Consider the following 24,773-nt stretch of genomic DNA (forward strand, 5'->3'; position numbering starts at 1 on the left):
ATTTCCGCGATCGCTGCGAATCCCCGGCGTTACATTGTTCAACTATTAAGCGCGCCGGCGTCTCGGCGGGCATCCGGAAATTTTTTCCGCCGCCCGGGCGGCGCGTCGTGCGACCAGTAAAACTTGCGCATTCCGGCCGAAAGAAAAACCGCCGCGAGCCTGCGGCGATAGGCCATTCGAGGGGGTAGCGCCCGGTTTTAAAAGGAATTACTCTTCACACGACGATTGAATTATGAAAAATTGATCGGTACTATACCCGCGCGCTTCTTGCAAAGCAAAAGAACCAGATTCTCAACGATTTAAAACTCACGCGCCGGTGGAAATAACGATGAAAGACCGTCTCTTCGCAAAACTGTCTGGGGTAGTAGTGGCTTGCGGCGTGATCGCCGGTTGTGCGAGCCAGCCTCCCGCGCCGCCGACTGCCGAGGTGTTCAACAAGTCGCTGGCCGATGCAGACGCCGTTGCGAAGGCGGGGGACCAGGACAAGGCGCTCGGCCTTTACCAGCAACTCGCGAAGTCGGATCCGACGCGCGAGGAGCCGTGGTCGCGCATTGCGCAAATCCAGTTCGCACAGAACCACTACGGCCAGGCAATCGTTGCCGCGCAGGAAGCGCTGCAACGCGACGCGACCGACCGTCAGGCGAAGAGCGTGCTGGCCGTGGCCGGCCTGCGGATCGCGACGCAGTCGCTCGGCGAGCTGCGCCAGGATGCGTCGCTCGCGGGCGACGCGAAGTCCGATGCGCAGGCGCTCGCGAAGCAGCTGCGCGACACGCTCGGCGAATCGGCGCTGTTCCCGCCTGAAACGAAGGTCGTGAAGCCGCGCCCGCCGCGCCGCGTCGTCCATCGTCCGAAGGGCGTTGCCGCACCGGCCGCCGAAGCGGCGGCAGCCACCACGCCGACGCCGCCCGCCACGCCGCAAAAGGGCAGCGCCGATCCGTTCGGCGCACTGCGCAACTGAAACCGCAACTGACGCGATAACCACAACTAACCTGGGAGCCGTCGAGATGGCCAAGAAAGAAAGCATTCAGAAAAGCTTGCAGAAAATTCGGCCGCCGCGCGTCCAGCTGACCTACGAGGTCGAGAAGGGCGATGCGATCGAGGTGAAGGAACTGCCGTTCGTCGTCGGGGTCGTCGGCGATCTGGCGGGCCAGTCCGAAATCGAGCAGCCGAAGCTGCGCGACCGCAAATTCGTCAACATCGACCGCGACAATTTCGACGACGTGATGAAGGCGATCGAGCCGCGTGCCGCGTTCCAGGTGGAAAACCGCCTGAGCCCGGAAGGCGGCAAGTTCGCGGTCGACCTGAAGTTCCGCTCGCTGTCGGATTTCAGCCCGGACGAAGTCGTCGAACAGGTCGAGCCGCTGCGCCGCCTGCTCGAGGCGCGCTCGAAGCTCGCCGACCTGCGCAACAAGCTCGCCGGCAACGACAAGCTCGAGGATCTGCTGTCCGAGGTGCTGAAGAACACGCAGCAGCTGCAGGAGCTCGCGAAGGGCACCGGCGGCGACAAAGACGGCGAATGACGACGGAGTGTTGAGATGAACCAGCAAACGGCTGCGGCCCAAGCGAGCGGCGCGGAATACGCCGCCGGGACTTCGCTGCTCGACGACATCGTCGAGAAGAGCAAGGTCGCGAAATCCGATTCCGAGCATGCCCGCGCGAAGGACCTGATCGGCGAACTCGCGCACCAGGTGCTCGACGGCACGGTGATCGTGTCGGACAACCTGTCGGCCACGATCGACGCGCGCGTCGCGGAACTCGACCGCCTGATCTCCACGCAGCTTTCCGCGGTGATGCACGCGCCGGAATTCCAGCGCCTCGAGAGCACGTGGCGCGGGATGGACTACCTGGTCAAGGAAAGCAACACGGGCCAGACGATCAAGATCAAGGCGCTGCACGCCCCGAAGCGCGACCTCGTGCGCGACTTCAAGGGCGCGAGCGAGTTCGACCAGAGCGCGCTGTTCAAGAAAGTCTACGAAGAAGAATTCGGCACGTTCGGCGGCTCGCCGTTCGGTGCGCTGATCGGCGATTACGAGATCTCGCGCCAGCCGGAAGACCTGTACTTCATCGAGCAGATGTCGCGTGTCGCGGCGGCTGCCCATGCGCCGTTCATCGCGTCGGCGTCGCCGGAGCTGCTCGGCCTCGAGTCGTTCGCCGACCTCGGCAAGCCGCGCGATCTCGCGAAGGTATTCGACACGGTCGAATATGCGAAGTGGAAGTCGTTCCGCGACTCGGAGGATTCGCGCTACGTCGGCCTGACGCTGCCGCGCTTCCTCGGCCGCCTGCCGTTCAATCCGAAGGACGGCCAGACCGCGGAGCGCTTCAACTTCGTCGAGGACGTCGACGGCACCGAGCACGACAAGTACCTGTGGTGCAACGCGGCGTGGGCCTTCGCAGCCCGCCTGACGGCTGCATTCGACGACTTCGGCTGGTGCGCGGCGATCCGCGGCGTCGAAGGCGGCGGCCTCGTCGAGGATCTGCCGACCCACACGTTCAAGACGGACGACGGCGAAGTCGCGCTGAAGTGCCCGACCGAGATCGCGATCACCGATCGCCGCGAGAAGGAACTGAGCGACCTCGGTTTCATCCCGCTCGTCCATTGCAAGAATTCCGATTACGCCGCGTTCTTCGCCGCGCAGTCGGTGCAGAAAGCGAAGAAATACAGCACCGACAGCGCCAACGCGAACGCCGTCCTGTCCGCCCAGCTTCAATACATCTTCTCGGTATCGCGTGTTGCGCACTACCTGAAGGCGATGATGCGGGACAAGATCGGCAGCTTCGCCTCGGCGCAGAACGTGGAAACATTCCTCAACCGGTGGATTTCGCAGTACGTGCTGCTCGACGACAACGCGTCGCAGGAGCAGAAGGCGCAATTCCCGCTGCGCGAGGCTTCCATACAAGTGTCGGAGATTCCGGGGAAGCCGGGCTCGTATCGTTCGGTCGCATTCCTGCGCCCGCACTTTCAGCTCGACGAACTCTCGATTTCTCTGCGACTTGTCGCTGATCTGCCCAAATCGGCAAATTCATAAGCGAGCAAAATCGCCCGGGCGGGCCGCCTGGGTAGGACGTTAAAACCACCTCTTTGGGGAGTAGAAGGGCCATGTTACACATTCACTTGCAATTTGGTAGCCCGGCAGTCAAGGGCGAGTCGGCTGACAAGGACCATCAGGGCTGGCTTGAGCTGAAGTCGTGGGATCACTCGATCGTGCAGCCGCGTTCGGCAACGGCGTCGTCGGCCGGCGGCCTGACGCAGACGCGGTGCGAACACGGCGACATGGTGTTCTCGAAGGAAATCGATTCGTCGAGCCCGCTGCTGTACCAGCACGCGTCGGGCGGCACGACGTTCGACGAAGTGACGATCCATTTCTCGCGCGCCGACGGTGAAGGCAAGCGCGTGCAGTATCTGGAAGTCAAGCTCAAGTACGTGATCATCTCGAGCATCGCGCCGAGCGTCCGCGAGGAAGGCCTGCCGATCGAGACGTTCTCGCTGAAGTACGCAGCCGTGCAGTGGAAGCAGACCCAGCAGAAGATCGGCGGCAACCAGGGCGGCAACACGCAGGGCGCCTGGAGCCTGACGAAGAACGACAAGACCTACGCGGTCTAAGGTCGGTTGCGGCAACGGGGCGCACGGCGTCCCGTTGCCGTTTTCGCTGTGCACGCCGGCTGATGAAACGATTCGAACCCAGTTTTCTCGACAAGCTGTTCGACGACGAACCGCACCTGCCGGCCTCGGCAGCGATGCGGCAATTGTCGCTGGACGAGCTCAAGAACACGGTCGCCCGCGACGTCGAGGCGATCCTCAACACGCGTATCGCGCATACCGAGAGCGAGCTGGCGGCGCTGCCCGAATGCCAGAAGTCGGTGCTGACCTACGGGCTGAACGATTTCGCGGGGCTGAGCCTCGCGAGCCACTACGACCGCGCGTTCATCTGCAAGTCGATCCAGCAGGCCATCGCGCGCCATGAGCCGCGCCTGCAGCAGGTGCAGGTGACGTTCGAGCTGAACGAGCAAGCCACCAACGCGCTCTATTTCGCGATCCAGGCGCTGCTCGTCGTGCACCCGGCCGAAGAGCCGGTGAGTTTCGACGCGATGCTGCAACCGTCGACGCTGCAGTATTCGGTCACGCGCGCACGCGCCGCGAGAATGCAGTAAATCAAGCCGCCGAGCGGGCCGGACCGCCCGGTGGTTGATCAGGTCCGGCAGGAAATATTGAGGTTCGGGGTCGTCGATGGAAGAATTGCTGCCGTATTACGAGCGCGAATTATCGTTTTTGCGGCGCTATTCGCGAGATTTCGCCGAACGCTATCCGAAAATCGCGGCGCGGCTCGCGCTGTCCGGCGAGCATTGCGAGGATCCACACGTCGAGCGGATGATCGAGTCGTTCGCGCTGCTCGGCGCGCGCATCAACAAGAAGCTCGACGACGACTACCCCGAGTTCACCGAAGCGCTGCTGGAAGTGCTGTATCCGCACTACCTGCGGCCGTTCCCGTCGTGCTCGATCGCGCAGTTCACGCCAGCTTCGCCCGGCCAGCAGACCGAACCGGTCGTGATCGAGCGCGGCACCGAGCTGAAGAGCCGTCCGATCCGCGGCGTGCAGTGCCGGTTTCGCACCGCCTACGACGTGACGCTCGCGCCGATCCGCATTTCGGAGGCCCGATACACGCCGGTCGCGCTCGCGCCGAGCGCGACGGTGCTGCCGTCGAACGCGACGGGCGTGATCTCGATCACGTTCGAATCGCTCGCCGCGCAGCTCGATCTCGGCGCGCTGAAGCTGTCGACGCTGCGCGCGCACCTGCACGGCGAGCAGTCGTTCGTCGCCGCGCTTACCGACTGCCTGTTCGTCAACGTGCTGGGCGCGTATGTCGAGCCCGAACGCAACGGCCGCTGGACCGCGCTGCGCAAGCTGCCGATCGCGCAAGCCGGTTTCGACGAAGACGACGCGCTGATCGACTATCCGGCGAAATCGCATCCCGCGTATCGCCTGCTCACCGAATACTTCGCGTTCCCCGACAAGTTCGATTTCGTCGATTTCGACCTCGCGGCGATCACGCGCGCGTCGGGCCGCTGCCAGCGCGCGACGCTGCATCTCGTGCTGCAGGACGTGCGCAGCGATTCGCACGTCGCGCGGCTGCTCGAGCTGCTGACGCCGAGTCATTTCCGGCTGTTCTGCACGCCGATCGTCAACCTGTTCCGCCAGCACGGCGAGCCGATCCGCGTCACGCATCGCGCGGTGTCGTATCCGGTGATCGCCGAGGCGCGGCGCGCGTTCGCGTACGAGGTGTACTCGATCGACTCGGTGAAGCTCGTCAGGCAGCAGGCGCACGAGGAGTCGGTGATCGAATTCCGGCCGTTCTACTCGCTGCATCATGGTGAATCGGCGCGGATCGGCCACTACTGGTTCGCGCGCCGCAACGACTGGGTCGCGCAGAAGAGCCCCGGCTACGAAACCGAAATCTCGATCGTCGATATCGACTTCGAGCCGACGTCGCCGCAAACCGACACGCTGAGCCTCGACCTCACCTGCACGAACCGCGATCTGCCGGCGATGCTCGCGTTCGGCCTCGAGGGCGGCGACCTGTTCCAGGAGGGCGGTGCGCAGACGAGCGGCATTTCGATGCTGCGCCGCCCGACGCAGAGCGTGCGCTTCGAGCGCGGCCGCGCCGCGCACTGGCGGCTCGTGTCGCATCTGGCGCTCAATCACGTGTCGCTGGTCGCGCACGGCCTTGCGCCGCTGAAGGAAATGCTGACGCTGTACGACCTGCGGCGCACGGCCGTGTCGATGCGCCAGATCGACGGCCTCGTCGGGGTCGAGCAGCGCGGCGCCGTGCAGTGGCTGCCCGGCAAGCCGTTCGCGACCTTCGTGCGCGGCATCGAGATCCGGCTCACGATCGACGAGGAGCACTTCGTTGGCGCGAGCCTCGCGTCGTTCGTGCGCGTGCTCGACAGCTTCTTCGGGCTGTACGTCCATCTCAACAGTTTCGTTCAATTGGTCGTCGTGTCGAAGCGCACCGGCGAGGAGATCATCCGATGCAAGCCCCGAACCGGCGAATCGATCCTGGCGTAGTCGACGCGCTGCTCGACGAGCCGCACCGCTTCGAATTCTTCCAGGCGGTGCGCGTGCTCGAAGGGCTGTTCGCACGGCAGGCGTCGGACGCGCCCGGCGCATGGCGGCAGGGCGACGTGGTCGCGCAGCGCATCGAGTTCCGCAATACGCTGTCGCTCGGTTTTCCGCCGAGCGAGATCGAAGGTGTGCGCTCGTTCGACGACGGCGGCGCGCTGCTCGATTCGGGCGAGCAGCGTACCGCCGCGCTCGCGGCCGGCGAGCTCGGCCACGTCGAGCTGACGCCCGCGTTCTTCGGGCTGCTCGGCGGCCAGGGGGCGCTGCCGCTGCATTACACCGAGCAGATCGTCGCGCGGGAGTACCTGCGGCGCGATCATGCGGCGCGCGCGTTCTTCGACGTGTTCTCGAACCGCGCGACCGCGCTGTTCTACGCGGCGTGGAAGAAATACCGGCTGCCGTTCCATTACGAGCTCGATCGCGACGAGCGCTATCTGCCGCTGCTGCTCGCGATCGCGGGCGTACCGAGCGACGAGGTGCGCGACAGCCTCGCGGCCGGCCCGGGCGGCGTGCTCGACGAAGCCGTCGCCGGTTACGCGCTGGCCGCGCGGCACCGGCCGATGTCGGCCGCGTACCTGCAGCGCGCGCTGTCCGATTACTTCCGCGTGCCGGTGAAAATCGACCAGTTCGTCGGCAAGTGGTACGACGTGCCGCCCGACCAGTTGAGCGTGCTCGGCGAAGTCAACGCGGTGCTCGGCGCGACGGCGCTCGTCGGCGAACGCGTCTGGCAGCGCGACATGCGCGCACGGATCGTCGTCGGTCCGCTGTCCAAGCGCGATTACGAGGCCTTCCTGCCTGGCGGCGCGCACGCCGTCGCGCTCGAGCGGATGCTGACGCTGCTCGCCGGCGTCACGCTCGAATACGAGGTGAAGCTCGTACTGAAGCGCACCGAGGTCGGCGCGAGCATGCTGGGCGCGGGCTCGCGGCTCGGCTGGGATGCATTCCTCTGCACGCGCGACGCGATCGAGGACCGCTCCGATGCACGCTACGAACTGCACGTGATTCATTGATTCCGAACGACAACAACACGCAATCGAACCTGAGATCGACGCCATGAGCACGCCTCTGAAGACCCTGATCACGAAACTGAATCCGCTGTGCCGGCACGCGACCGAGCGCGCGGCGAGCGCGTGCCTGGCGCGCGGCCATTACGAGGTCGATCTGGAACACCTGTTCCTCGCGTTGCTCGAGGAGCCCGCCGGCGACCTGCCGCTCGCGCTGCGCGCGAGCCGCGTCGATCCGCATGCGCTGCGTGCCGATCTCGAACGCGAGCTGACGCGGCTGAAGACCGGCAACACGCGTACGCCGGTGTTTTCCGTGCATCTGATCGCGCTGTTCGAGCAGGCATGGCTGATCGCGTCGCTCGATTCGCAGCTCGGCCGCATCCGTTCGGGGCATCTGCTGCTCGCGCTGCTGACCGCGCCGGATCTCGCGCAGTTCGCGCAGCGGATGTCGTCCCAGTTCGCGGAAGTGAACGTGACGGACCTGAAGCACAAGTTCGACGACGTCGTGGCCGGGTCGAGCGAGGCCGAGCCGCGTCAGGCCGATACGGACGACGGCGGCGCGGCGGCGAGCGAGGCCGGTGCGGCACCCGCGGCGGGCCCGTCGAAGACCCCCGCGCTCGACACGTACACGACCAACCTCACGCAGCGCGCGCGCGACGGCAAGATCGATCCGGTGATCGGCCGCGAAGCGGAGATCCGCCAGGCGATCGACATCCTGATGCGCCGCCGCCAGAACAACCCGATCATGACGGGCGAGGCCGGGGTCGGCAAAACCGCGGTCGTCGAGGGGCTCGCGCTGCGGATCGCGGCCGACGACGTGCCGCCGCCGCTGCGCGGCGTGGCGCTGCACGTGCTCGACATGGGGCTGCTGCAGGCCGGTGCGAGCGTGAAGGGCGAGTTCGAGAACCGCCTGAAGAGCGTGATCGAGGAAGTGAAGAAGAGCGCGCATCCGATCATCCTGTTCATCGACGAAGCGCATACGATCATCGGCGCGGGCGGCCAGGCCGGCCAGAACGATGCGGCGAACCTGCTGAAGCCGGCGCTGGCGCGCGGCGAGTTGCGCACGATCGCCGCGACGACGTGGAGCGAATACAAGAAGTACTTCGAGAAGGACGCGGCGCTGGCGCGGCGCTTCCAGGTCGTGAAGGTCGAGGAGCCGAGCGAGCCGCTCGCGGCCGCGATGCTGCGCGGGATGTCGGGCCTGATGGAAAAGCACTTCAACGTGCGGATCCTCGACGATGCGATCACCGAGGCCGTGCGCCTGTCGCACCGCTACATCAGCGGCCGCCAGCTGCCCGACAAGGCGATCAGCGTGCTCGACACCGCGTGCGCGAAGGTCGCGCTCGCGCACAGCGCGACGCCGGCCGCGATCGACGACACGAAGAAGCGGATCGAGCGGATCGACGCGGAAATCGCGTCGCTGGAGCGCGAGGCCGCCGGCGGCGCGCCGCACGACGAGCGGCTTGCCGAACTGCGTGGTGCGCGCGACACGGCGCTCGAACAACTCGCGAAGGACGACGCACGCTACGAAGCCGAGCGTGCGATCGTCGCCGAGATTACCGAGCTGCGCGATACGCTCGACAAGGCGCGCGGCCCGTCGGAAGACGGCCAGCCGGTCGACGTGCCGGCCACCCGCGACAAGCTCGCCGAACGCGTGGCGGCACTGCACGCGCTGCAGGGCGGCGAGCCGATGGTGCCGCTGCAGGTCGACGGCCATGTCGTCGCCGAGATCGTCGCTGCGTGGACGGGTATTCCGCTTGGCCGGATGGTGAAGGACGAGATCGACACCGTCCTGAACCTGCAGCCGCTGCTCACCGCGCGCGTGATCGGCCAGGATCACGCGCTCGACGCGATCGCGCAGCGCGTGCGCACCGCGACCGCGAACCTCGAGGATCCGAACAAGCCGCGCGGCGTGTTCATGTTCGTCGGGCCGTCGGGGGTCGGCAAGACCGAGACGGCGCTCGCGCTGGCCGACATCCTGTACGGCGGCGAACGCAAGATGGTCACGATCAACATGAGCGAGTACCAGGAAGCGCACAGCGTGTCGGGCCTGAAAGGCTCGCCGCCCGGCTACGTCGGTTATGGCGAAGGCGGTGTGCTGACCGAGGCCGTGCGCCGCAACCCGTATTCCGTCGTGCTGCTCGACGAGGTCGAGAAGGCGCACCCCGACGTGCTCGAGATGTTCTTCCAGGTGTTCGACAAGGGCGCGATGGACGATGCGGAAGGGCGTGAGATCGACTTCCGCAACACGCTGATCATCCTGACGTCGAACGTCGGGTCGGCCGCGGTGATGCAGGCGTGCCTGAACAAGCCGGCCGAGGAACTGCCCGATCCGGACGCGCTCGCCGAGACGCTGCGCCCGCAGCTGTACAAGACGTTCAAGCCCGCGTTTCTCGGGCGCATGAAGGTCGTGCCGTACTATCCGATTTCCGACGACGTGCTGGCCGAGATCATCGAGTTGAAGCTCGAACGGATCCGCCGCCGGATCGAGGCGAACCACAAGGCCGCGTTCGAATGGGACGAGTCGCTCGTCGAGGCGGTGCTTGCGCGCTGCACCGAGGTCGACTCGGGCGCCCGCAACGTCGACCATATCCTGAACGGCACGCTGCTGCCGGAGATCGCGGGCCACGTGCTCGGCCGGATCGCCGACGGCGAAGCCATCGCGCGTATCGCGGTGCGTGCGGACGAGGCCGGCGAATTCGCGTACACCGTCGAATGAGCGCGGCCGCGCAACGTCCAAGCATTGATGAACTGACCAAACCATGCCGATCAATCTTCCCGAGCTGCTGACGCCGATCAGCGACGCGTCGCCCAGCGGCGACGACCTGCTGTTTTCGAACGAATTCGACGCGATCCAGGACGCGCGGCGCTACGACGATCCGACGCTCGACCAGGGCGAATGGGTGACCGAGATCAAGGAGGCGGACTGGGGCTTCGTCGTCGATCAGGCAAGCGTGCTGCTGCGTACGCGCACGAAGGACCTGCGGCTCGGCGTGTGGCTGACCGAGGCGCTCGCGCTCGAGGACGGCATCACCGGCCTCACCGACGGTTATGCGTTGCTCGAGGGCCTGTGCCGTGAGTTCTGGGACACCGTGCACCCGCTGCCCGAAGGCGAGGACACCGAATACCGGCTCGGCAACGTCGCATGGCTCTCCGGCCGCACGGCCGAGCTGCTGCGCGCGGTGCCGATGACGGACGGTGCATCGAACGCATTCAGCACGCTCGACTGGGAAGTGGCGCAGCACGTCGCGCAGGCGATCAAGCGCGATCCCGATCACGCGGACGAGATCGCGCGCGGCAAGCCGTCGCTCGACCAGATCGATTCGTCGCGGCGCGTGACGCCGATCGCGTTCTACACGACGTTGCTGGCGAACCTGAAGGCGTTCGAATTCGCGCTCGATGCGTTCGAGGAGCGGCTCGTCGAGCGCGCGGGCGATTCGGCGCCGAGCTTCCGTCAGGCGCGCGACGCGTTCGAGACCGTGTACCGGCTCGCCGAGCGTTTTGCGCGCGAGCAAGGCTACACGGGCAGCGCGCCGCACACGCAGGCGGCGCCGCAGGCGCAACCCGAGCGCATCGAGCCGGTGTTCGGCAATTCGATCCAGACCGAGGAGACCCACGTGCAGCAGCAGACCGCGCCGCGCCCTCCGGTGACGCAGATGATCGCCGGCATCCAGAACCGCGCGCAGGCCGTCGACCAGTTGCGTGCGGTCGCGCGCTATTTCCGCCAGACCGAGCCGCACAGCCCGGTCGCGTATCTCGCCGACAAGGCGGCCGAATGGGCCGACATGCCGCTGCACAAGTGGCTCGAGAGCGTCGTGAAGGACGACGGGTCGCTGTCGCATATTCGCGAGCTGCTGGGCGTGCGGCCCGACGAGCAGTCGTAAGCGCCGGGCCTTGCACCTGAGAGCGCGGGCTCGGCGGGCCCGCGGCAGACAAGAACAGGGATTGACGCATGAACGTGACCGAACTGGCCCAGGCGATCCGCGGCGGCCTGGTTCAGCAGGATCGCCTGCTGAAGATCGACCTCCCGTCGCTGCCGAACAATGCGCTGGTGCCGCGCCGCGCCGTGATTCACGCCGAACTGGGACGCGATTTCAGCGTGGAGCTCGATCTCGTGTCGAGCGCGAGCGACATTGAGCTCAAGACGCTGATCGCGAAGCCGATCACGCTGTGGATCCAGCAGGCGGACAAATCGTATCTGCCGATCAACGGTCATATCCACACGGCGCGCAGGCTCGGCGCGGACGGCAGCCTGTCGGGCTACCAGCTGGCCTTCGCGTCGTGGATGCATTTTCTCAAGTTCCGCAGCGACATGCGGTACTGGCAGGACCAGACGATCGACACGATCCTGGCCGACGTGTTCGATGCGCATCCGCAGGCCAAGGGCCGATACCAGTTCGCGCTGTCGAAGCCGCTGCCGTCGCGCTCCTACTGTCGCCAGAGCGAAACCGACTGGAACTTCGTGCATCGGCTGATGGAAGACGAAGGGCTGTTCGGCTTCTGGCGCCATGCCGGGGACGGCAGCGCGCACACGCTGGTGATTACCGACGACCTGCATGCGGTCGACGAACTGTCCCCGAATACCGTCAGGTTCGACCGCTCGGGAACGGGCAGCGAAACCACGGGTTTCACGCAATGGGCCGCGTCGCGCACCCTGCAGAGTTCGCTGCACACCACGCGCACGTTCGACTACAAGTCGCCGTCATCCGCCGGCAACCCGAACGGCACGACGCTGCCGACCAAGGCCGATCAGGGCGACCTGCCGGGCCAGACCGAAATCTACGAATACACCGGTGCGTATACGTACGCGGGCCAGGATCGCGGCGAACACCTGTCGAAGATTCGCCTTGAGCAATGGGAGTCCTGCGCGAAGCGCTTTTTCGGCGTGGGCGGCGTGCGTGCGATCGATGCGGGCCGGCGCTTCACGCTGGCGGATCACCCCGAGCACGATCGCGATTCGGCTCAGGACCGGGAATTCGCGGCCGTGAAGGTGTCCCGGTACATCGAGAACAACCTGCCGATCTCGGACCACGAGGCCAACTTCCCGCACAGCCTGCAGGACCGTCTGGCGCAGGTGAAAGCCGGCCACGGTGAAGCCGCGGCCTTCGAGGTGGGGCATGACGACGGTTCGGCCGGGTTCTATCTCGTCGAAGTCGAGGCGCAACGCGCAGCCGTGCCGTATCGCAGCCCGTTCGAGCATCGGAAGCCCGAGATGCAGCTTGAGACGGCCATCGTCGTCGGGCCGAAGGGCGAAGAGGTGTATACGGACGAGCTGAACCGGATCAAGGTCATGTTCGTCTGGGACCGGCAGAACGCGGGCACCGAAACCGCGTCGTGCTGGATGCGCGTCATGCAGTCGGATACCGGCGGCGGCTACGGGGCCGTCCATATTCCGCGTGTCGGCGAGGAAGTGCTGGTCGGCTACATCGGCGGCGACTGCGACCGGCCGATCGTCATGCATCGCGTCTACAACGGAGCGACCAAGCCGCAATGGCATAGCGACGGGATCCTGTCGGGTTTCCGGTCGAAGGAATACGCGGGGTCGGGGCACAACGAGATGGTGCTCGACGACGCGACCGGGCAGAACCGTGCGCGCCTGTTCAGCAGCAGCGCGAATTCGCTGCTTCATCTAGGTTACCTGATCGAACAGAACGGCAACACGCGCGGCACGTATCTTGGCTCGGGTTTTGATCTGCGTACGGATGCGTATGGTGCGGTGCGCGCCGGGCAGGGGCTGTATGTGACGACGCATCCGAAGCAGGCGAACAGCCAGCCGCTCGATGTGAGCGAAGCGAAGCAGCAGCTTGCCAATGCGGAAGGGTTGATCGAGTCGATGTCGCAGGTCAGCGAGATGCATCAGGCTGAAGCCCTCGGGGCCGGTCACGATGCGCTGAAGCAGTTCGTCGATGCGACACAGAACAGCGTGACGGGGGCGACGTCGGGCGGCAGGACCGCTGGTGGCGGGACGGGCAGCGCGAATGCGTTCACGGAACCGGTGATGTTGTTCGCGAGCCCGGCGGGGATCGGGATGGCGTCGGAGCAAAGCATGCACCTGGCTGCGGATCGCCACGTCAACGTCGTGAGCGGGCAGAGCACGCATCTCGCCAGCGGGAAATCGCTGGTGGCGAGCGTCAAGGAGAAGCTCAGTCTGTTTGCGCAGAATGCGGGCATGAAGCTCTTTGCCGGGAAAGGTGCCGTCGAGATACAGGCGCAGAATGACAACGTCGAGATGGTCGCGCAGAAGACGATCAAGGTGCTGTCGGCGACCTCAACGATCGAAGGCGTCGCGAAGGAAGAGATTCTGCTGACTTCCGGCGGCGCGTATGTCCGGATCAAGGGCGGCAACATCGAGATTCATGCACCGGGCAAGATCGACGTGAAGGGCGGGCAGCACACGTTCAGCGGGCCGACGAGCATGCATAAGACGTTCAAGGCGGAAGGCAAGAAGGCAGACATGCGGATTCGATATGTAGATGCCGACGGCAACGTGCCGCACGGGGAACCGATCAAGTTCACGACCGAGGACGGGACCGAGCATAGCGTCGCGCTCGACGCGGAAGGCAAGGCGGAATTGAAGAACATCGATTTTGACGAGTTCGTGGCCAGTCAGTTCAAACGGACGGGGGAGTGAAAATGGGCAAGCCACTTGTTCAACATAACGTCTGTATTGATCTGCCGGGGGAGCCGGTCAAGTGCGCGGCCGAGACGGAATTGACGGTGCTGTTACGCAAGCATCGGGATGTGGTATTCGATATCCAGCTTCAGGCCGGCGCGACCTATACCGTCACCACGACGCACCCCGATCAACCGAACGGGCGCTTTTATGACACGAAGCGGAAGATGAATGTCGGCAAGACGACGTTCAAAGATGGGGAGCCGTGCCACATCTGGATCGGCCGTACTTTCGAGGGGAGTCTGATTCTCAAGCAGGGCGAGAAGGTGCTTGGGCACTATCCGATTGCCAAAATGGACTGCACAAAGGGCTGTACGGATGATCCGAAGGATAAACCAGCGCCGGTTCTGATTGTGCTCCACAACGATAAGGAGTGGGCGAAGGACCTGATCCGGATTTCGGATGCTGGAGTCCTGGGAAAAGCTGCTGCGGCACCGTCCTTGATGTCCGCTCTGGATCAGGCCCGCCAAGCGCAATCCAAAGGTGATTCATCCGGCCTGATGAGTAATAGCCCGTTCCAATCTAAAAAAACGATGGCGGGTGCGCCCAATGTTTTCTCGGGGGAGGCATTAAATGTTTCCGCGGACGGGCGGGAAATAAAATACTCCGTTCACATGTTTTCCGTAAAGCGGAATGCCGGTGTGGAGGAGCCAAATTGGGTGCTGAGATTCTTCAAAGAGGGTGACAAACCTTACGAATTCAAGCCTAATCCTCACGATGTCATATCGAGGAACTGGCTTCTGATGCAGGTCGGAAATATCGGTGCGTATATCAGGGATGCTTGGTATGGAAATGAGCCTTGGGCAAGGGATTTTTTTAAAAGATCATTTTTTTTAATCAAGCGTGGCGGTGAAACGGTACTTGCATTCTCCACCGTCCCGGAAGATTGGAAAACTCTGGGATTTTTATTGGTTGGCTATGCGCGGGAAGTGCAGCCCGGTACCAAGCTGGCAACGATAGCCGGAGGGGCTGGATCATTGTCATCCGCAGGAGCGGCGGCGTGGAATGCAGCCAAGGGATCCTTTTCCGGGAATGCACTGGTCGCATTCTTTATTGGGGCGGGTATAGACACGATCGTCTGGTTTTCGGATTCAAATCAGGATTTCAGGGATTTAATCGCAATATTGTTGGTGGATGCATTCAAGGCGGCATTGGTTGGCGCTGCAATAAGCTTGGCCAACGCTGGCATAGTTGCCATGGCTGCAGCGACCGGAGTGACTGTAGGTGCTCTGGCGATAGGTGGATTTGTCTTGATTTTGGGTGTTGGTTTGCTTGTTGATTATTTGTTCGATGCCAGTGGGAAGAAATTCGTGAAATTGCTATTTCACAATCCGAAGGCTATCGTGGATGAAATCGATGGCATGGTGCGGAGGGCCGGTAAGGCACTCGAAGAAAAGCTGCCGAAGGATTATGGTGACTATTATTCAGGGTCGCAGTGGATGATGCTTCCCTGAGGATTCACTTCCGGTAATTTTTGAGGATTTTTATCTGACGATGATGGAAGCAAATGTTGATGGCCACCCAGTCGATGACGGTTCGCCGATAGATTTTCATGGGAAGCTGGCTGCGATAGAGTTGGCTATTGGTTTGCTTGTGGCCGCCATATATTACGTATTTTTCAAGTTGGGTGTGATGGCGGATTTGTTGTGGAAATCGATAGTGGTTGTTCAGTTTTGTATATCGATTGTTTTGTTTGTTCATTATGTTATGAATCGGCAGCCTCGAAGGCTTTGGGTTGAGGGTGTTGTTTCGCTGTTTTACCTGGGGCCGTGGTTGATGATCGCATTGTTTTGGTTGTTCTATATATCATATGTTCCGATGCCTGGAATTTTGAAGGTTTCCGTGATCGCTGTATGCTTTGCTATTATTGGGTGGCACTCGTTCAAGGTTTTGTTGGATTTTCGTCGCGCCGTTAAAAGCGAATCGGTTGTGAAGACAATTTATTATGAAAGTGGTGAGAATTTGGTCTTCCGTAATTCGCTGGGTGGCTATATTGACCAATTGACTTCGCGGAATCCGTTGAAAGGGTCCTTGCTTTCAGTGGTTGGTTATTCGATGCCTTTTGCTGCGGCATTTGGGTTAGGTGCGAACCATGTTTTTGGTGAGAACGTTGGTCCTCATGTGCTGGGTGTTGTTTTGTCGCTCGTTGGGTTCCCGATGTCGATCTGGATCATTGGAAATGCCTACGTGCGATCGATTTTTTTTCGAGTTTATTTGCCGTTGAAGCTTGAACGAAAAACCGGGAAGAAAGTTATTCTGAGTTCATGAATAGCCTGATGCTCGCGGCGGTTTGAAGCGAAATTTCATATCCGCGTGATACCACGCAATTCTCGGAGAGAATCTGGTCGCCGGTGCGGTCCTCATCGTGTGCGCGTGTGTGCTCGGAACGCCACTGTTTCTGGTCGATTCGCCGCCGTTGACGATCGCCGCTGACGGAGCAACGAACGATGACTCTTCTGGATTACTTGAAACAGGCGTCCGATCAGTGAATGCCCGATTCTCGGGCTCCGCGCTACGGCGATCAGCTGCATAACATGGGCGGATGCGACCAAGTGTGATCCGCAACCAGTCGCCATATCCGAATCACGAACCGCCGATGCGATTCCGTGCCCGCCGCATATTCACTGGGTGTGGCGGATGGACCGCCGTCGCAGCTCGAAATGTCGATCCAGGATTTCGAGCAGTCGCCGGGCGTTGTCCGTTTGCGTGGGAACGCGCCGTAGCGCATGGTGAGCGGCGTGCCGAGGTCGCCCTCACAAGGTGGTGGCCGCCCCCAAGCCCCCCGCAACCCGCTGCCCGATCCCGGGATGAGATCTTGCGCTGCGGCGAAATGAACGCAGCGCTGTACACTGGCCGGGATGGCGAGAGGGCGATCCTTGAAGTTGGTTTTGAGCATACCCAGATAAGGCACCATTCCTATCAGCTCGCCGGCTTCCTCCGACATGATGGATGAAACTGCATCGAGCAATCCGACAAACTTAATCTGAATCGGCACGCCTTCAATAGCGAGATCCGTGTCGTCCCTGCGTTTGGTCATGCAATACACTGCACCGGAATTCCCCGCGATTGTTCCAGGCCTTCGCGGTACACACGCCGTTCGCGGACGGTTCTCCGCTGCGCTGCGAGTCGCTGCGGCAGGCTTGCTGTTCGTGTCCATGGCGGCGTGCAGCAAGTCGGATCCGACCTACACCAGCATTTCGACCGAGGCGCTGAACTACCTGCCGTACAACCTCGTTCGGTTCACGATCACCGACCAGTTCGGCAACAAGGCACGCGGCGGCGGTGATCTCGAACCTGGGGCAGGGGAGGGCAGCATCGCCTGCTGCTACTTGCTGAAGGGCACCGATTTCAAGGTTCAGTGGACGTATTACGATGCGGACGACTGGCGGCCGGGCGAGCAGGTGAAGAAACAACAGGCGGAGACGGACGTTTCATTGCCGCCGACGAGGGAGCCGGACTCGATCGGCTCACGCATTCTCGAAGTTCACTTCTATCCCGATCGTCATGTCGAACTGGCATTTCCCGGCGAGATGCTGGGCAGTACGCGATTGCCGATCGTCGACGTGTCGCGTGACCTGACGAAACGGTACGGCAAACGGCTCGACGAAAAGTACAAGGACAACGACGCCCAGTTGCACCGCCGGATTGCGAGAACCGTTGCGGAAGCCTGGATCAAGTACCGCTTCACCGATCGCAGCGACCTCGAGCAATACGCGTATTACGCGCTTCTGGTGAATCCTCGGTTCGACGCGCACCAGGAGGCGCAGAAACTCATTCAGTCAAGCAAGGGCAAGCCGGGCGCATTCGCGAAGGCGGTAGCCGCGCTGTCGCCTTCGGTTGTGAAGGAGCTTGGGCGAAACCGATTCCAGGCGGTCGCGGTGCCGTCGATTCCGGCGGGGCTGTTGCCGCCGCCACGTGAGGAGAACAGCCATGGCAGGAGCTAACGATCGAAACGCTATTCGACTCGATCCTGACGATGCTACGCCGCAGAGCGTTCGAATGGCCGTCGACAGGATGGCGACGGCCAACTATCCGAAGGGAGATTGTCTGCCGTGCGGGGCAACGATCCGTATCGGCGTGTTCTTCGTACCGCAAGGTCGTCCCTGATACGCAGGGCGTGAACTTTCTGCCGCATGCGGAGGTATTCCTGCGCTGGATCGCCGTGCGATATCAGGATCCGGAATTCCGTCATTCAGTGACGGATCCGGCGACCGAGTGGCGCAAGGATGTCGAAAAAGCCGACTACGACCGGCGCGATGCCAAGGCAAAGCTCGACTGGGCGATGATGGGCCGCCAACGGATGGATTCGCCCGAAATTCAAAAGCTGAAGCTCGCGAAGCAGGCGGCGGACAAGCGTTACAACGACCTGTGGAGTGACGTCCCGCCGAGCAACTATACGACGGTCTGGCAGCGCCTCGACAAGGAGGCGAAGGAGATGACCGGCAAGTGGGAGAAGATGCGGCCGGAATACGAGGCCCAACAGCAGCGCCGCTTCATGCAGTCGTTCAACAACAAGCTGACCTATACGCCGCTGTTCCTCGCGCCTGCGTTTGCGCGCCACGTCGAACTGAACGAGGACGAGGTTGCGCTGGTCAAGGCCTGGGAGCAGGGGTATTGGGGAAGAACCCGCTTCCGTCGGAGGTGATGGCGATGTTCGACATGCTCGTCCACGATACGTTGCTGACGAGTTGGCAAGATCACGTGCTCGCGCCTTCACTGTACTTCAGGACACGGGACAAGGACGTGTTTGGAAAGACCGACTACGTGAAGGAAGATAAGCAGCGCAAGAGCGACGATCTCACCGCCGAACGGGTCGAGCAGGCGAGCAGGCAGAGCCAGCAATGGGCGAAAAGCTACCAGCGGACGCCGCCCACGCATTGACGTCACTCAGCGGCGCGCAATTATCTATCGCCGACACCCCGCCACACCGGGGCGGCTCATCGTGAGCCGCCTCCCGCAAACTTACTGCCCCACCCGGAACTCGATCCGCCGATTCCTCGCCCGCCCGTCGGCCGTATCGTTCGGCGCGATCGGCTGATCCGGCCCGACGCCCGTCGTCGTCATCTGCTGCGGCGGAATGTTCTTCGTGATCAGGTAACCCTTCACCGCATCCGCGCGCGCCTGGCTCAGCGCGATGTTCGACGTCCGGTTCCCCGAGTTGTCGGTGTGGCCGATGATGTCGACCGTGCGGTTCTGCATCTTCGCGAGCGCGGCCGCCATCTGGTCGAGGATCAGCCGGCCCTGCGGCGTCAGCGTCGCGCTGCCGGTCTCGAACTCGATCGTGCGATTGGCGAGCGTCTGGTCGAGCACGCCCTGCTCGGACGCCGACACGCGCAACCCGTTCTTGATCGTGTACGTCGGGTTCAGCGTGTTCGCCATGTCGCTGGCGAGCTGCTGGCGCTGCGCCTCGTTGTGCACCTCGCCCTTCATCTCGATCTGCGTGCCGTTGATCTTCAACTGCCCCTTGCTGATCTGCTTGAGTTGCGCGCCGAGCAGCTTCTGCACGTTGGCGCTCCAGTTCGGCGGCGTCGCGACGTCGCCGACCTCGATCTGGTCGACGACGTTCGTCGTGCCGTAGGTATCGCGCAGCTTCTGCAGCACGGCGGCCTTGGTCGCCTCGTCGGGCACCTTGCCGCCGACGACGACCTGGCCGGGCGCCGCGTTCGCGGGCGGCGGCGTGATCGTGCCGGCCGTGCCGCGCACCACCGTGCCGGACGCGGTGCCGGCGCTCGGGTTCGACGACGGCAGCGCGGTCGTCGCGACCGTGCCGTTGCCGACCGGCGTGACGGTGGCGCCGGTGTTCTGCGCGAAGGCCGCGCCGCTCGCGACGAGGCCGGCGGCGAAGAGGGCGGCGAGGGCGGGCGAGAGGGCGGCCGAAAGACGGGCGCGCCGGGCGTGAATCGTGCGATGCATCCCGTCAGCCTCCGATGAACGCTTCGCGGAACGCGTCGATGGCGACGCGCAGCGAGAGTTGCGGTTGGTCGAGGTAGCTGACGAGCTTGCTGATCTGCTGATCGTTTTGCGCATGGGCGTCGATCCACTCGGGATCGTCGATGTCGATGTTGTGGGCGGCGTAGGTCTGCGGGTCGACCACGCTCAGCAGCGTCTTGGAAGACGCGCCGTTGAAGCCGATGATCAGCCGTTCGCGTTCGGCGATCGTGCCGATGAAGATCGCGAGCTCGAAGTCGGCCTGCGCGACGAACGGCGTGATGAGTTCGAGCCAGAACGCGGCGACGAGGCTGCGGTAGAACGGATCCACGGGCAGCGGTAGCGTGAGCCCGCGCTCGATGTGCGACGAGCCGCTCTGCATCACGGGCCGCAGCAGCGAGCCGAGCGCGAGCATCGCGCCGCGCAGCCGCACCGGATGGCCGCTTTCGAGCAGCATCTGCTGCAGGCCGTACAGCGACTGATGTTCGACGAAATCGTTGAAGGTACCGTCGTGCGACGTGCCGGGGCCGCCGACATCGATCGGCACCTGCGTGTCGCCGAGCGCCTGCAGCGCGCCGGGCGGCTCCTCCTTCGCGAGCAGCGCCGGCATCTGCGCCGCGACGCGCGACCACAGCCGCGCGAACGCGAGCGGGCTGCGCGCGAGGAACGCGAGCGGCCGGTCGACCTCGAGCGCGGTCGCGCCGAGGAACGGGAAGCGGCGCATCGACACGTCGTGGCTCGCCACCATGTGGCCCGCGATCGCGAGCTTGCTGCGCGAGCCGATGAATGCGAAATGCATCGGCTTCGCATCCTCGTAGACGATCTTCCAGCGTGGATCTTCCGCAAGCAGCTCGAGCGCCTGCGCGATCCAGCGATCGAGCGTCTGCAGCAGCTGCGGATTGTGTGCGCTCTTGACGAAGTCGCCGCGCGACGGAATCTTGCCGAAGTAGGCGATTTGCGCCTGAACGGTTTGCGTCATTGCGCCCCCTGTGCATGCGTTGCGTTGGCGGCCGCGACGGCCGGCGCGGCGGCCGGCGTGCCCGTGCCGGCGGACTGCGTTGCGTTCAGCGCCGCGCCCGCGCTCGCGTCGGCGACCGACGACGGCAGCTGCAGGCCGCGCAGGCTCTGCTGCTGCGGCTGGTCACCGCCGCCGCCGGACGGTTGAGACGTGCTGATGATGCGCATCGTTACCGACACGTTCACGCTGCCCTGCGCCCACGTCAGGTCGAAGGTGCCGTCCGGGCGGCGCTTGCGCTGCGCCGAGTTGATCAGCTTCTCGAGACCGTAGCGGCCCGGCTCGTTGACGAGCTGCACCGTGCGGCCGTCGAAGGTCGTCGCGGACAGCGTCGCGCCCGGCGAGCCCTGCGGGTTCGGCCAGACGAAGTTGGTCCACTGCGGCGGCGTGTTGCGGTAGCGCAGTTGCTGGCCGTCGATCGCGATCGTGTATTCCGTCGTGCCCGTGCTCGGCTGCGGCAGGATCTGGAACACGGTCTGCGGCTCGGACGACGCGGCCGCGCTGCCGGCGGCGCCGCCCGCGAGCGGTGCGACCCAGCGTGCGAAGCCGTTCGTGAAGTCCGGCGTGAGCCCGATGCCCATGTCGCCCCACGTGCGGGCGGCGAGCGTGTCGCCGCGGCGTACCGCGAGCGGCCCGAGCGTCGTGCCGACGAACTTCGCGATCGAGCCGTCCGGACCGAACACCTGCGCGATCTCGCCGGCGCCGGCCTCGACCTTGGCGTTCGCCGCGAACGGGTACTTCGTCGCGAGCGAGTTCTGGAACGGCTGGTAGACCTGCGCGTTCCACACCTTGTTGACTTCGGCGCTGGCCGGCTGGATCACGACCGCGAACGCCTGCATCAGCGGCCGCACGAGCAGCGGGCGCAGCGACTTGCGTTGCGAATCGGTGAGGCCCGTCAGCATCTGCTCGTCGACGAGCTTCAGCGAATCGGCGAGCTCCGAACCGTTGCCGTCGAGCGTCTGCTGCATCAGCTGGCGCGCGCCCGGGCCCGGGTCGCCCTGGTTCTTGATCACATTGAAGCGGGTACGGACCTTCGACAGCGAATCCATGTAACCCTTGAGCATCGACGTGCCGTCATGCGTCGCGACGATCCGCGCGAGCCCGATGAACTCCTGGCCGATCGGACCCATCGGCACCTCGGCCGGATTGCCGTTGATGTCGATGTTGGCCGCCGCCACCTGGCCGGCCTGCGAGCGCGTGAACAGCTGCTTGACCCAGTTCACCACGCCCGTCTGCGCCTTCTTGATGGCCACGTTCGCGAGCGACGGGTTGTCCCACGACGTCTGGTCGTACGCGGTCTCGAGGATCTTGCGGATCGGCGAATCCTGCGGGTCGCCGAGGCGGTTCATCCCGTCGACGGCCTGGCCGAAGCTGCTGAAGCCCTGCACCGCGATGCCCTGCATGAACTTCTGCCAGTGCTGCGCGTACTCGGTCTTGTACATGCCGACGAGCGTCTTCTGGATCTGCTCGGGGCTGCCCTCGAGCGTCAGGTCGTCCTGTGTCGACGTGTTCAGCACCCAGTCCTTCGCCTGCAGCTCCTTGGTCGCCGCGTCGCGGATCGCCGGCTGCACGTAGTCGAACCACGCTTCGCGCGTGAACGTGCCCGGAATCGCGTAGCTGCCCGCCACGAGCGACTGGTTGCCGTCGCCGACGATGCGCGCGATGGTCATCGGCGCGAAGCGGGTCGACGCGCGCGCCTTGATTTCCTCGTAGACGCGCTGGCGGGCCGGCATGCCGCGCACGACGCGGCGCAGGTTCTCGCGGGTCTGATCGACGAGCGCGAGGTTCGCGTCGATCATCGGCCAGTCGTCGTCGTTCACGCGGGACAGGTAGAACGAGATCATGCGCTCGGCGCTCTTGATCATCTCGTCGCGCGGCATGTTGCCGCGATTCGTCTCGAGCCAGCCGCGCCAGAAGCGGGCGAGCTGGTCGGTCAGGTGCGCCTGCTCGACGTGGCGCTTGTCGGACAGCATCAGGTACGTCTTCAGCGCGTTGTACGCGTCCTGCACGTTGGTCGGCGACGCGTCGCTGTAGAGGCCGCCCTGCGGTGCGGCGGGCTGTTGCGCGGCGGCCGGCGCGGGGCCGGACGCGGCCAGTGCGGCACCGGCCTGCGGCGCGGCGCCTGCCGCGTTGGTCGAGACCGGCAGCGTGCCGCCCTGCACGGCGCCCGATTCGGGCGGGCGCGTCATCGGCACGAGCTGTTCGGGGTGCGCGTTCACGTCCTTCATGAACGACGCGAGGTTCTGCGACACCGGAGCCAGCAGGATCTGGCGCACGCCGTTGTAGTACTCGGTCAGCAGGTGCTGCTCGAGACGGTCGCCCTGGTACAGGCCGAGCGACACGGACAGCGGCTTGTCGCGGCGGAACTGCTCGAGCTGCTCGATCCGGTCTTCGAGGATGTCCATCGCCTGCAGGCGCGACTGCAGGTCGTTGCGGCCCTGTTGCAGGCGCGTGACGTTGTCGAGGTCGGCCTGCACGTTCGACACGAGTTGCTGGTTGCCGATCGTGGACCAGGTCCAGCCGCCGAGCGCGAGCGCGAGCGCCGCGACGAAGCCGAAGAAGGTGGCGTAGCGCAGCCGCGTCTTGGTCGGGCTCGCGAACTGGCGCACCGTCTGGCGGTCGGCGAAGATCACCTTCGAGAACAGGTCGCGCAGGAAGAAGCCGTTCTTCGAGAAGGCGCTGTGCGGCTTCGGCAGCGCGTTTCCGTCGAGGCCGAAGCGGTGCGCGATGCGCTGCGCGGCCGCGCTGTTGGTTTCGCCTTCCTGCAGGGCGCTGGTGAAGTAGAAGCCGCGGAAGATCGGCTTGTACTGGAACGGGTTGTTCTCGAACAGCGTCGCGAGGAACGCGCGCAGCGACGGCTTGATCGTCGAGAATTCGAGCGGGAAGCTCAGCTGGCCCGGCGACAGCTGGTTGCCGCGCGACAGCGACAGCTGCGCGACGCTGATCTCCTTCAGCCCCTCGTAGAGTTCCTCGAAGTGCGTATCGAACTGCGCGACCACGTCGCGCTTGTCGTCGGGCTCGTAGGGCAGGGTGGCGCCCCACACGCGGTCGTACTCGTGCTTGTCGCTGCTGCTGAAGAATTCGGTGAAGCCGGTGATCAGGTCGGCCTTCGTGAACATCACGTAGACCGGCGCGAACACTTCCAGCTTTTCCGTCAGCTCCTGAACGCGCTGGCGGAGGTTTTTCGCGAGGTTGATCGCGAATTCGGGGCGGTTGCCGGTGAGTTCGGCGATGCTCGCGGTGACGATGATGCCGTTGATCGGCGCCTTCGGGCGATAGCGCTTGAGCAGGCCGAGGAAGCCGAGCCATTCGCTGCGGTCTTCCTCGTGCACCGAATAGCGGCCGGCCGTGTCGAGCAGGATCCCTTCGGTCGTGAAGAACCAGTCGCAGTTGCGCGTGCCGCCGATGCCGTGGATCACGGCGCTGTTCTTGTCCGCGAACGGGAATTGCAGGCCGGAGTTGAGCACGGCGCTGCTCTTGCCCGCGGCCGGGTTGCCGATCACGATGTACCACGGCAGTTCGTACAGCGCGGAGCCGCCCGACACCTGGCCGATCTTCGATGTCTTGATCGTCTTCACCGCATCCGACAGGCGCGTGCGCAGCACGTCGAGGTCGGCGGTCTTCGAATCGGGGGCGAGCGCGGCGGCGGCGGGCGCGGCGATCTTGCCGGTTTCCGCCTGCTCCTCGAGCACCTGGCCGAGCTGCTGGTTCGCGCGCTTCACGCGCCAGCGGCGCCACAGCGCGACGACGAGCCACAGCGCGAGGATCGCCGCGAACGCGATCGCCGCCCACAGGAGCGGCAGCTGCAGCATGTCGGCGACGATGAAGAGAATCGCCGCTAGCGCGACGATCCCGACAATCGAGAGCGTACGCGGATGAGTCAGCACGTTGAGGATGCGTTGCATAGGACGTTCAGGTTCCGGTGCGATTCGGTGAGGCGACGCAGGCGCGCCGAGCGGCAAGGGTGGCGCCGCGATGTGTCGCCATGCTGTCAAACGGGATGAAGGGGGCTGGCATCAATGCGCCCGCGGCATCGGA

At 64.2% G+C, this 24,773-nt stretch carries 16 protein-coding genes and 2 pseudogenes; 14 read left to right on the forward strand and 4 right to left on the reverse strand.

Features of this window, described 5'->3' with window-relative positions:
* Positions 1 to 328: 328 nt before the first annotated feature.
* The 12 genes from VXM69_RS21435 to VXM69_RS21490 all read left to right on the forward strand — a co-directional run bounded on the left by VXM69_RS21435 (position 329) and on the right by VXM69_RS21490 (position 16,060).
* Positions 329 to 958, forward strand: a complete 630-nt coding sequence (locus VXM69_RS21435; RefSeq protein WP_034187527.1) for a tetratricopeptide repeat protein — start codon at positions 329 to 331, stop codon at positions 956 to 958.
* A gap of 46 nt (positions 959 to 1,004) precedes the next feature.
* Entirely contained in the window at positions 1,005 to 1,520 is a 516-nt protein-coding gene (gene tssB, locus VXM69_RS21440) for a type VI secretion system contractile sheath small subunit (protein WP_006484395.1), read from the forward strand.
* Positions 1,521 to 1,535: 15 nt separating this feature from the next.
* The gene (gene tssC / locus VXM69_RS21445; RefSeq protein ID WP_034187526.1) at positions 1,536 to 3,026 is read left to right on the forward strand and encodes a type VI secretion system contractile sheath large subunit; all 1,491 of its coding nucleotides are present in this window, start codon (positions 1,536 to 1,538) and stop codon (positions 3,024 to 3,026) included.
* 71 nt (positions 3,027 to 3,097) lie between these two features.
* Positions 3,098 to 3,601, forward strand: coding sequence for a type VI secretion system tube protein Hcp (locus tag VXM69_RS21450; protein ID WP_034187525.1), 504 nt, complete (start codon positions 3,098 to 3,100; stop codon positions 3,599 to 3,601).
* A gap of 62 nt (positions 3,602 to 3,663) precedes the next feature.
* Positions 3,664 to 4,149, forward strand: coding sequence for a type VI secretion system baseplate subunit TssE (tssE, locus tag VXM69_RS21455; RefSeq protein ID WP_034187524.1), 486 nt, complete (start codon positions 3,664 to 3,666; stop codon positions 4,147 to 4,149).
* A 76-nt stretch (positions 4,150 to 4,225) separates the two neighbouring features.
* Positions 4,226 to 6,061, forward strand: coding sequence for a type VI secretion system baseplate subunit TssF (gene tssF, locus VXM69_RS21460; protein WP_034187523.1), 1,836 nt, complete (start codon positions 4,226 to 4,228; stop codon positions 6,059 to 6,061).
* Positions 6,025 to 7,125, forward strand: coding sequence for a type VI secretion system baseplate subunit TssG (gene tssG / locus VXM69_RS21465; protein ID WP_367190144.1), 1,101 nt, complete (start codon positions 6,025 to 6,027; stop codon positions 7,123 to 7,125). The genes tssF and tssG overlap by 37 nt, the downstream gene beginning before the upstream one ends.
* Before the next feature lie 43 nt (positions 7,126 to 7,168).
* Positions 7,169 to 9,838 carry a type VI secretion system ATPase TssH gene (gene tssH / locus VXM69_RS21470; RefSeq protein ID WP_034187521.1) on the forward strand — a complete coding sequence of 890 codons (2,670 nt, stop codon included), beginning with the start codon at positions 7,169 to 7,171 and terminating at the stop codon, positions 9,836 to 9,838.
* 43 nt (positions 9,839 to 9,881) lie between these two features.
* Positions 9,882 to 11,003 carry a type VI secretion system protein TssA gene (gene tssA / locus VXM69_RS21475; RefSeq protein WP_034187520.1) on the forward strand — a complete coding sequence of 374 codons (1,122 nt, stop codon included), beginning with the start codon at positions 9,882 to 9,884 and terminating at the stop codon, positions 11,001 to 11,003.
* Between the two features lie 68 nt (positions 11,004 to 11,071).
* Entirely contained in the window at positions 11,072 to 13,750 is a 2,679-nt protein-coding gene (locus VXM69_RS21480; protein WP_367190145.1) for a type VI secretion system Vgr family protein, read from the forward strand.
* A 2-nt stretch (positions 13,751 to 13,752) separates the two neighbouring features.
* The gene (locus VXM69_RS21485) at positions 13,753 to 15,246 is read left to right on the forward strand and encodes a hypothetical protein (protein WP_367190146.1); all 1,494 of its coding nucleotides are present in this window, start codon (positions 13,753 to 13,755) and stop codon (positions 15,244 to 15,246) included.
* A gap of 40 nt (positions 15,247 to 15,286) precedes the next feature.
* Positions 15,287 to 16,060, forward strand: coding sequence for a hypothetical protein (locus VXM69_RS21490; protein WP_367190147.1), 774 nt, complete (start codon positions 15,287 to 15,289; stop codon positions 16,058 to 16,060).
* A 550-nt stretch (positions 16,061 to 16,610) separates the two neighbouring features.
* Here VXM69_RS21490 and VXM69_RS21495 read toward each other — a convergent pair.
* Positions 16,611 to 16,823 (reverse strand): annotated as a pseudogene (locus VXM69_RS21495) (hypothetical protein); the annotation flags it as partial.
* A gap of 4 nt (positions 16,824 to 16,827) precedes the next feature.
* On the opposite strand from VXM69_RS21495, the gene VXM69_RS21500 reads away from it, so the two are divergent.
* Entirely contained in the window at positions 16,828 to 17,736 is a 909-nt protein-coding gene (locus VXM69_RS21500; protein WP_069706001.1) for a DUF3304 domain-containing protein, read from the forward strand.
* A gap of 140 nt (positions 17,737 to 17,876) precedes the next feature.
* Positions 17,877 to 18,673: pseudogene (locus VXM69_RS21505) on the forward strand (hypothetical protein); the annotation flags it as partial.
* Between the two features lie 81 nt (positions 18,674 to 18,754).
* On the opposite strand, the gene VXM69_RS21510 reads toward VXM69_RS21505, so the two are convergent.
* Genes VXM69_RS21510 through tssM form a run of 3 tightly spaced genes read right to left on the reverse strand, consistent with a single transcriptional unit; the run spans position 18,755 to position 24,640 of the window.
* The gene (locus tag VXM69_RS21510; RefSeq protein ID WP_069706000.1) at positions 18,755 to 19,705 is read right to left on the reverse strand and encodes an OmpA family protein; all 951 of its coding nucleotides are present in this window, start codon (positions 19,703 to 19,705) and stop codon (positions 18,755 to 18,757) included.
* 4 nt (positions 19,706 to 19,709) lie between these two features.
* Positions 19,710 to 20,699 (reverse strand): type VI secretion system-associated protein TagF, encoded by a 990-nt coding sequence (gene tagF, locus VXM69_RS21515; protein WP_034187515.1) that lies wholly within the window; start codon positions 20,697 to 20,699, stop codon positions 19,710 to 19,712.
* A complete protein-coding gene (gene tssM, locus VXM69_RS21520) occupies positions 20,696 to 24,640 on the reverse strand; it encodes a type VI secretion system membrane subunit TssM (RefSeq protein ID WP_034187514.1) in 3,945 nt (1,314 codons plus the stop codon). The genes tagF and tssM overlap by 4 nt, the downstream gene beginning before the upstream one ends.
* Between the last annotated feature and the right edge of the window lie 133 nt (positions 24,641 to 24,773).

Source organism: Burkholderia sp. Ed8 (assembly GCF_040761425.1).
GTDB lineage: Bacteria > Pseudomonadota > Gammaproteobacteria > Burkholderiales > Burkholderiaceae > Burkholderia > Burkholderia seminalis.

What these genes read in the sequence shown, in the direction of transcription:
- tssH (WP_034187521.1), top strand. Translation starts at nt 7,169, where the DNA reads ATGAGCACGCCTCTGAAGACCCTGATCACGAAACTGAATCCGCTGTGC.
- tagF (WP_034187515.1), bottom strand. Translation starts at nt 20,699, where the DNA reads ATGACGCAAACCGTTCAGGCGCAAATCGCCTACTTCGGCAAGATTCCG.
- VXM69_RS21435 (WP_034187527.1), top strand. Translation starts at nt 329, where the DNA reads ATGAAAGACCGTCTCTTCGCAAAACTGTCTGGGGTAGTAGTGGCTTGC.
- VXM69_RS21490 (WP_367190147.1), top strand. Translation starts at nt 15,287, where the DNA reads ATGATGGAAGCAAATGTTGATGGCCACCCAGTCGATGACGGTTCGCCG.
- tssG (WP_367190144.1), top strand. Translation starts at nt 6,025, where the DNA reads ATGCAAGCCCCGAACCGGCGAATCGATCCTGGCGTAGTCGACGCGCTG.
- tssE (WP_034187524.1), top strand. Translation starts at nt 3,664, where the DNA reads ATGAAACGATTCGAACCCAGTTTTCTCGACAAGCTGTTCGACGACGAA.
- VXM69_RS21450 (WP_034187525.1), top strand. Translation starts at nt 3,098, where the DNA reads ATGTTACACATTCACTTGCAATTTGGTAGCCCGGCAGTCAAGGGCGAG.
- tssB (WP_006484395.1), top strand. Translation starts at nt 1,005, where the DNA reads ATGGCCAAGAAAGAAAGCATTCAGAAAAGCTTGCAGAAAATTCGGCCG.
- VXM69_RS21510 (WP_069706000.1), bottom strand. Translation starts at nt 19,705, where the DNA reads ATGCATCGCACGATTCACGCCCGGCGCGCCCGTCTTTCGGCCGCCCTC.
- VXM69_RS21480 (WP_367190145.1), top strand. Translation starts at nt 11,072, where the DNA reads ATGAACGTGACCGAACTGGCCCAGGCGATCCGCGGCGGCCTGGTTCAG.
- VXM69_RS21485 (WP_367190146.1), top strand. Translation starts at nt 13,753, where the DNA reads ATGGGCAAGCCACTTGTTCAACATAACGTCTGTATTGATCTGCCGGGG.
- VXM69_RS21500 (WP_069706001.1), top strand. Translation starts at nt 16,828, where the DNA reads ATGCAATACACTGCACCGGAATTCCCCGCGATTGTTCCAGGCCTTCGC.
- tssA (WP_034187520.1), top strand. Translation starts at nt 9,882, where the DNA reads ATGCCGATCAATCTTCCCGAGCTGCTGACGCCGATCAGCGACGCGTCG.
- tssF (WP_034187523.1), top strand. Translation starts at nt 4,226, where the DNA reads ATGGAAGAATTGCTGCCGTATTACGAGCGCGAATTATCGTTTTTGCGG.
- tssM (WP_034187514.1), bottom strand. Translation starts at nt 24,640, where the DNA reads ATGCAACGCATCCTCAACGTGCTGACTCATCCGCGTACGCTCTCGATT.
- tssC (WP_034187526.1), top strand. Translation starts at nt 1,536, where the DNA reads ATGAACCAGCAAACGGCTGCGGCCCAAGCGAGCGGCGCGGAATACGCC.